The 2,256-nt window shown below is 65.5% G+C and carries 4 protein-coding genes; 3 read left to right on the top strand and 1 reads right to left on the bottom strand.

Annotation, left to right across the window (positions count from 1 at the left end):
* Window positions 1-186: 186 nt before the first annotated feature.
* A complete protein-coding gene (locus Q1B24_RS21740; protein ID WP_299933057.1) occupies window positions 187-459 on the bottom strand; it encodes a hypothetical protein in 273 nt (90 codons plus the stop codon).
* Window positions 460-773: 314 nt separating this feature from the next.
* Here Q1B24_RS21740 and Q1B24_RS21745 point away from each other — a divergent pair, with 314 nt between their 5' ends.
* The 3 genes from Q1B24_RS21745 to Q1B24_RS21755 all read left to right on the top strand — a co-directional run bounded on the left by Q1B24_RS21745 (window position 774) and on the right by Q1B24_RS21755 (window position 2,217).
* A complete protein-coding gene (locus tag Q1B24_RS21745; protein WP_299933060.1) occupies window positions 774-1,007 on the top strand; it encodes a hypothetical protein in 234 nt (77 codons plus the stop codon).
* Window positions 1,008-1,327: 320 nt separating this feature from the next.
* Window positions 1,328-1,666, top strand: coding sequence for a sigma factor-like helix-turn-helix DNA-binding protein (locus tag Q1B24_RS21750; protein ID WP_366916578.1), 339 nt, complete (start codon window positions 1,328-1,330; stop codon window positions 1,664-1,666).
* Entirely contained in the window at window positions 1,666-2,217 is a 552-nt protein-coding gene (locus tag Q1B24_RS21755) for a hypothetical protein (protein ID WP_299933063.1), read from the top strand. The genes Q1B24_RS21750 and Q1B24_RS21755 overlap by 1 nt, the downstream gene beginning before the upstream one ends.
* The last annotated feature ends 39 nt before the right edge of the window (window positions 2,218-2,256 follow it).

The raw sequence follows: 2,256 nt of genomic DNA on the forward strand, positions 1-2,256 counted from the left end.
ATCGTCGTGTCCCACGTACGTGTCATGGCCCCTCAGACTATGGCGATCAGTAGGTCAGCTGTCCCCGCAGACCATCCCTCTTCGATACCCGGAGCACCATCCCCCCGGGTCCGGCGCGCGCATCGCGCCGCTGGAGGGGGGAGGCGGCGGAATGGCCGCACGCTCGCGGCACCTAGAGTCTCGCGCCTACCTGAACTCGGCGACGACCTCGATGAGGCCGGCGATGTGGGCGTTGAACTCGTCCAAATCCTCGGCCGGAATCCAGTACTCCAAGATCGTCTGGCCGCCTGCTTGCTGAACTTCGTAGGAGTCGAGGAATCGCTTGTCGACGTCAAAACGGGTCACGTAGCCGACTCCGCTCGCCTTGACGTTCCAGTCACGTGCGATGCGGGTGGCGTAGCCGGAAACGTCGGGATCAGGCTTCGCGACTTGACGCTCCCACACGGACCGCTCGCCCAAGCAGCGCCCCAAGTTCGGCGCGTCTATGCGCTCCCGCCGAGCGGTTGAGGTTGAGCGTTGCGGAACGTGCTGGCGGGTTCTAGCGTCATACAACTATGCACAGCAGGCGTGCGCCACGCGTTCCAACAATCTTGGCGATCGCCCTCGCCTTCGGTGGCGCGGGAGGGTGCTCCGAGGAGTCCCCGCCCAAGCGGCGGGACGCAACCAGCCCTGTCATCACCCTGACTGGAGAAGCGCCTCCATGGCCTGACGCCCGGGTCACCGGGACGCTCACCCTTCGCAAGGGGTGCCTTCTCATCGATGAAAGCATCGCGGTGTTCTCCATCGGTACAACGTGGCGCGACCCCGACATCGTGTTCAAGGACGGCACCGTGTTGACCCTCGGCTCTCGGGTGCACATGGGCGGCGGCTGGGTCGGCGCGAACGACATGACGGAGGCGCACCAGGCGCCGGTTCCAATGAACGAGATCGAGGCGTGTGCACGACGAACTGGCGCCGTCGACTTCGTTTGGGCGGACAACACCGTAGAACCTTCGGGCCTAGCCTGAATACGGACCCGCCCGACCACCTGCGCCCTCGCGCGCGTGTAGGCCCTCTGGAATGAGCAAGAAGCCGCCGACCTCGCCAACCTTTTGGAGGATGACTTCCGTCAAGGTCATTGAAGGAAGGACAGGAGGCAAGGCGTTTCAAGAGACGAGGAGTTCGGTGCGTATGTCGCTGGGCGACGGCCGCACCTCTTCCGGAGCGCTTGGCTGCTCTGCGGCGATCCGCACCGGGCCGAGGACCTCGCCAAGAGGCGCTAGCCAAACTCTATGTCGCGTGGCCACGAGTCAGCCGCGTAGGAAACCTCGACGCCTACGTCCGACGGATGCTTGTCAACGGACACATTGACGAAACCCGTCGGCCATGGCGTCGCGAACGGCCAACCGAGCAGCCTCTAGACACGACCACAACACCTGGCCCGGGCGAGGAGTCCGACGAACTCTGGGTAGCACTTCGAGCGCTCCCTGCAGGACAGCGCCGCGCGGTGGTTCTGCGCCACTACTGGGGATTGTCCATTGAGGAGACCGCCAACGACCTCGGAGTTGGCACCGGCACCGTCAAGAGTCAGACCTCGGCGGCACTTGCGTCGCTGCGTCGAAGCCTGCTCGCAGAATCTGCCGCCGACTCGGGAACCAGAGCCTGCAACGCTCAAGGAGAAGCCTGATGGACGACTTCGACCTGCTCGGCAACCAACTCGACGAACTCGCACAGCGGGCACCCGTACCCGTAGCCGACCCGCTCCTCGACATCCGACGTGGCCGCCGTGCCGTCCGACGCCGCCACGTCCGCGATGTCGCTGGGGTGAGCGCTGCGCTGGTCGCGGTCGCAGCAATTGCGACGACCTTTCCTAGCCTCCAACTTTTCGGTGGCGACGGCACTATCACCGCCTCTACCCCTGCCTACTCGACCTCCAGCACGAGCTCGCCGCCCACGTCCTCACGACCCACAGCGGCGACGGACCCCTGCACGATCAACGGCGGCACCGCTGTGGCCGAGGCGCGCCAGCGCGCCCCCGAGGTCGCTGCGGCGGTGGCTGCGTATCGAGAGGCTGCGGCCGCGACGCTTGACCCGTCAGGCGAGCACCTCGACCCCGCCGACAGCAAGCGACCGGAGAGCGTTCAGTCAAGTTCCTACTGCGATCCCGAGGTCGGTGAGCAGCTCGCTAGCCTTGGCGCCATGAACCGCCCCGGCATGTCCGGAGACTTTCTAGTTTGAGACTCCAGCTGTTGCTGGGGTCTGGTGGTGAGCGTAGTG

The sequence above is a fragment of the uncultured Nocardioides sp. genome (genome assembly GCF_947488025.1).
Lineage (GTDB): Bacteria > Actinomycetota > Actinomycetes > Propionibacteriales > Nocardioidaceae > Nocardioides.

Excerpts from the sequence above, each read along its gene's own strand:
- Q1B24_RS21755 (WP_299933063.1), top strand. The coding sequence starts at position 1,666 with ATGGACGACTTCGACCTGCTCGGCAACCAACTCGACGAACTCGCACAG.
- Q1B24_RS21750 (WP_366916578.1), top strand. The coding sequence starts at position 1,328 with ATGCTTGTCAACGGACACATTGACGAAACCCGTCGGCCATGGCGTCGC.